The organism is Gilliamella sp. B3801 (assembly GCF_026536645.1).
GTDB lineage: Bacteria > Pseudomonadota > Gammaproteobacteria > Enterobacterales > Orbaceae > Gilliamella > Gilliamella apicola_I.
In genome coordinates this window covers 1-4,952 of record NZ_JAFNNR010000019.1, presented here as the reverse complement: position 1 = coordinate 4,952, position 4,952 = coordinate 1, and the positions used below count along the sequence as shown (strand labels likewise).

At 35.5% G+C, this 4,952-nt stretch carries 1 protein-coding gene; it reads left to right on the top strand.

Features of this window, described 5'->3' with window-relative positions; translation table 11 throughout:
• Window positions 1–4,952, top strand: a 4,952-nt coding sequence (locus J3U14_RS11570; protein WP_267369687.1) for an SdrD B-like domain-containing protein, incomplete at both ends; no start/stop codon positions are given.

Sequence of the window (4,952 nt, the reverse complement as noted above, 5' to 3'; positions counted from 1 at the left end):
AAACCATTGATCGTTCAGTGCAACTTATCGTTGATACCGGTGCGTCTGCTCAGAACTTATTTATCAAAGGGCAAGGCGGTGATATCAACTTAGAGATAAAAGACGACAAAGGAAATGGTGCAAAGAATATTCCTGTTAGGTTGATTCATACCTCTTCTTCAAGGCAAATTGTTTTTGCAACCAATAATGATGGTGTAGTTGAACTTAAAAATACCTTAAAAGGGCATCTGTATGACATGACGGTTGATACAGCAGATTTTGTTGCTGACTCAAGTAATAAAATCAAATATGCTTTATGGGATGCAACATTACCAGACAGTAAAAACGCCTACGTTAATAAAATTAGCTTTAATATGGCGGGTAAAAATCAAAAAGGGCAATTTAATGTTAAACCACGTAATGAATGGGGTATTGACGGAGTTGTCGCTATTGATCAAAATGGTGATGGGATCTATACAGTAGGCTCTGATACCGGTGCGATTGATATGAATGTCGAGCTTTACTATCCCGGCACGACAACCAAAGTACTAGGTACAGGAACAATAACTACAACTGATAATGGCCGTTATCGTTTTAGAGATCTAGCTGTTGCAAGTTATGACATAAAAGTAACCAATGTAAAAGCACCTTATATTCCACAGAATAAAACCGAACAAACTGTTAAAATAACTGATGCAATCGGTCAAACAAGTGGCCCGACATTTTTGTTAAATATTGATCCGAACGATACAACTTTAGCAGGTATATCAGGTTCGGTATTTGCATTAGGTTCAGAACAATTCCCTGAAGACGGCCCAGATGGGGGTAAAACAGGAAATACTCTACCTAAGGATGGTAGTACCTTTCTTAACACGCCAGTCAATCTTTATCAACATGATGGTAATAGTTGGATATTAATTGCTAAACAAACCACTAATAAAGCGGGGGCTTATAAATTTGGAGGACTAAGAGCGAATAAAGATTATAAAGTCGTTTTAGATGAATCTGGTATTGATACGACCAAATATTTCTTTATTGGCGATACAGATGGTAAATCAACCAGTACCTCATCTGAATCAAAAAGTACTCATAAAGGTAAAGTAAAACTCAGCAATGGTAAGCAAGACAAAATTGCTCCGAAAGAGATTATTATTCCCAATTTAAATGGCGGTACTAAGTCAAACCAAAACTTTTGGTATTCAATCATTGCACCAAGTCTATTAGCTGTAGAAAGTAGCTTACAGTCTACAAATAACCACGGAAACTGGGGTGGTATACAAAATGGTATTAGTGAATTAAGTACCGGACCTTATCTAGAGGTTGCTTTTTTTGAAGAAGATGGTGTCACGCCTGCGACCAAATTAGATGGGACACGTTTATATGCTAAATATCTAAAAGGTCCAGATGATTACTCGCGTGCTCAACGAGCTAGGATTAATTCTGATCATGGTGGAATTTATACTTACAAAATTATTGGATATGATTCAAATTATTTAGATATCCAAAGTGTTACACAAGAATATCGAGTAAGATCGGTTGCAAATAATGCAAGCGCTACCGAAAGATTGGGTGGTTTTTCTATTGTATATTTTAGAGGTAAAACGCCTAACAGTATTTCGGGCTATGTTTACTTAAATAATAGCCATGTTGGTACCACCGGTAATTATGATCCTAAGTTAGATACGCCTATTAGATACACTCGTGTCGTTTTACAGCATAAACAAGTATCTACTGGCAATTGGGAACGTGATGATATTGCTGTTATGGGAACAAACAATGATGGTTGGTATAACTTTACCAAGTTACCTGATGGTGAATATCGAGTAGTTGTTCAATCTGCTTTCGGCGCTGGCAGTAATGCGGATAAAAATGCTATTGAATTAGAACGTAATGATCAAAACGATACTATTGTTAATGAAACTTCTAGCATTATTGTAAAAGTAAAAGGTGGTCAAAACTATACTAAAGATACTAATTTCTGGTTTAAATTAAAACAACGAGATTATATTGCTAAAGGTACAGTTTATTTAGATACTTACAGAGGAGACGGTATACTTACTGTAGGTGGGACGGCTGATGCCTTTGATAGACCATTGTTTGATGCGACAGTTTTATTATGTAAAGATAATAATGATTGTACTTCACGCTCAGGTAAGAGTGTATTAGCTTCACAAAAAACCGATAAAACAGGGCGTTATGAGTTCACTGGAAATGATGGACTGACGAGTGGGAAAGATTTTATCATTAAAGTTGTTCGCTCAGATACTGAGGCAGTAACAGATCCAAAACAAGGTCTTGCTCAGTTGCAAACGATTCGTTTTGATAAAATAGATTTACCTATTATCCATAACTTTTTAATGCAAGGTAAAAGTAATGCAATTACCTTTATTCCTATCAATGATTTAGATGGAAATGGTGAGTATGAAGGTAATGGTTCCAAAGAACAAGGTTATGGTAGATTTAAAGTTCTTTATTGGGATGGAAGTACTTACCAAGAATGGATGACTGGCGGAGATTTTTATCAGAATTTAATTCTTAACCGTTTACCAAAAGGTAAATATCGCATTATACATGATCCAGATAATACTAATTATAGTTATATTGATATTGCCGACAAAGATCCTGCTACAGCTGTAGGTATTTTTGACATAGAAGTCTTGGCCGATGGTACTTTAGCTAATAATGTTGAATCTAGTCAATATATTATGCAAGCATCAAAAGCATCTAAAGGAATATCAGGAAATCTTTACCTAGATATTACAGGTTCCAAAAAAATAGAAGATGCGGTTTTATTAACAAGTCAAGAGTTAATGAGATATAATAAAGATGCGCTTAGAGTAGAAGGCTTTTTTACGCCTCGTTTCTATAATGGATACAATAATGGAAATGTTAGCGCTATTTTAAATCAATCTGACTTTGTCGATAACAATGTAAAATATACGGGCGAATTTGTTTATAATGACACTAATTCACCTCGTGGTAATTTGTATTTAACTAATATAATTCTTAGATTACGTGGACTAGATTCACAACAATTTGAATTAGTTGCTAGTGGTAATGAACCTCAAGGCAAGCTTATTCCTAGTGAACTGAAAAAACCAGAGTTTTTACAAGTTGCCCCTATTCCATCTGCTGGTGCAACTGATCAGTATTGGATAGTAAAACTGAAACAACCTACCGAAATCAGTGGTCGACTTTATTTTGACTATGATGAGGATGGTAACTTCAATGCTAGTAAAAGTGATGTGCCACTTGCCGGAGTAACGGTTGAATTATATCGTGATGGAAAATTCTATGTTAAAACTAAAACCGATAAATCTGGTATTTACACTTTCCAAAATTTATTTAATGATACTTATACCATTAAAGTTACAGAAGAAGGCTTGGATGTAAGCGTTTATGAACTAAAATCAGAGTTTGATACTGTACCAAATATTAAAATTACATCACAAACACCAAAAGTATCAGGTGGTAATTTAGATTTCATCTATAAGAAAAATGGTGATGCAGCTATTGCAGGTTATGTAATGGTTGATATTAACAACAATGGTAGAACGGATATTAGTTTTGATAAAACAGGTGATCTTCCTGTATCGAATGTTAAGGTTAAATTATTTAAAAAATTGAATAATTCTCTTATTAACTATCTTGAAAGTACTACTAATGAGAAAGGCTATTATAGTTTCACTGGAATTGATCTTAATACGGACTACGTAGTTCAAGTTGTTCCTACAAGCAATTATGGCGTTATTTCAAATGCTAATCAAAAAGCTAGTGCAACTTTAGACACAATAACCTTTAAAGATATTGGACGAACTGTACAAAACCAATCCTTCCTATTAGCAGGTAGTTCAAACAGTTCACCGGCGGCAGGTATAAGCAGTAATCAAGCAATCAATAGTGGTATTGCGGGTAAAACTATTATTGACGGTACATCACCTGAATTACCAATTGATCATGTATTGATTGGTCTAGTTGATTCAAACGGAACTGAGATCGCTCGTCAATATACCAATGATAAAGGTGAATATCATTTCTATAACTTACCTTCCGGTAAGTACAGTATTAATGTTGTAACCTCGCCGGATGGTTATTCATTAGTTAAAAATAGTGAAGGTTCAACTCAACCAATCAGTACTTTATCCAATATTCAAATAACCAATACTGGTGTCTTTGGTAATAGTTTCTATTATAAAGAAGCAAGTGCTAACGGTATTCAAGGGAAAATCTTCGTCGATTATGCCGATAATAATAACGATTTAGATCCTACAAAGGCGTTTACCTATTTACTTGATAGTGCGATCTCGTATACCGTTGAATTGCATGACGGTTTAGATGGTACTGGTAAGTTATTAATGACCCAACAAACCGTGGATGGTGAGTATCAATTCCCTAATTTGATGTTTGGTAATAGTGCTAACTATTCTGTGGTGCTGAAATTAGGCGCTAATGCCGACCATGAGTTTAAACAAAGCTCAGCAGGTAAAGATCCGAAACATATTGTTATTCCGGTTGCGAGTTTACCAAAACAAGGCTCACTGGATAATAATTATCTGTTGGTAGGAAAACAAAAAATCGATGGTGTCGTCTGGATTGATGAAAATGACAGCAAAGACAGACAGGATAACGAAGGGCGTAATGGCATCAATGTGACCCTTAATTATCAGGCACCGGGTGCAACGGATTATGTTGAACTTAAAAAAGTTGACACCAAAACGGTGAATGGCAAACAAGGTTACTATCAGTTTGAAAAATTACCGAAAGGCGGTAACTATCAAATTATGGTTAGCACACCGGAAGGAACGGAATTAATTGCGGACAGTGTCATAGCCGGAAATAGCGATAACTTTGTGTTTAACCCGTTAACACAAAATGAGTTAGACAAAAATTCAGCGTATAAATATATTGCCATGATCAAAGGTCATGTCAGCATTGATATAGACAACAGCCGAACCCACTCAGCGATTGATGCG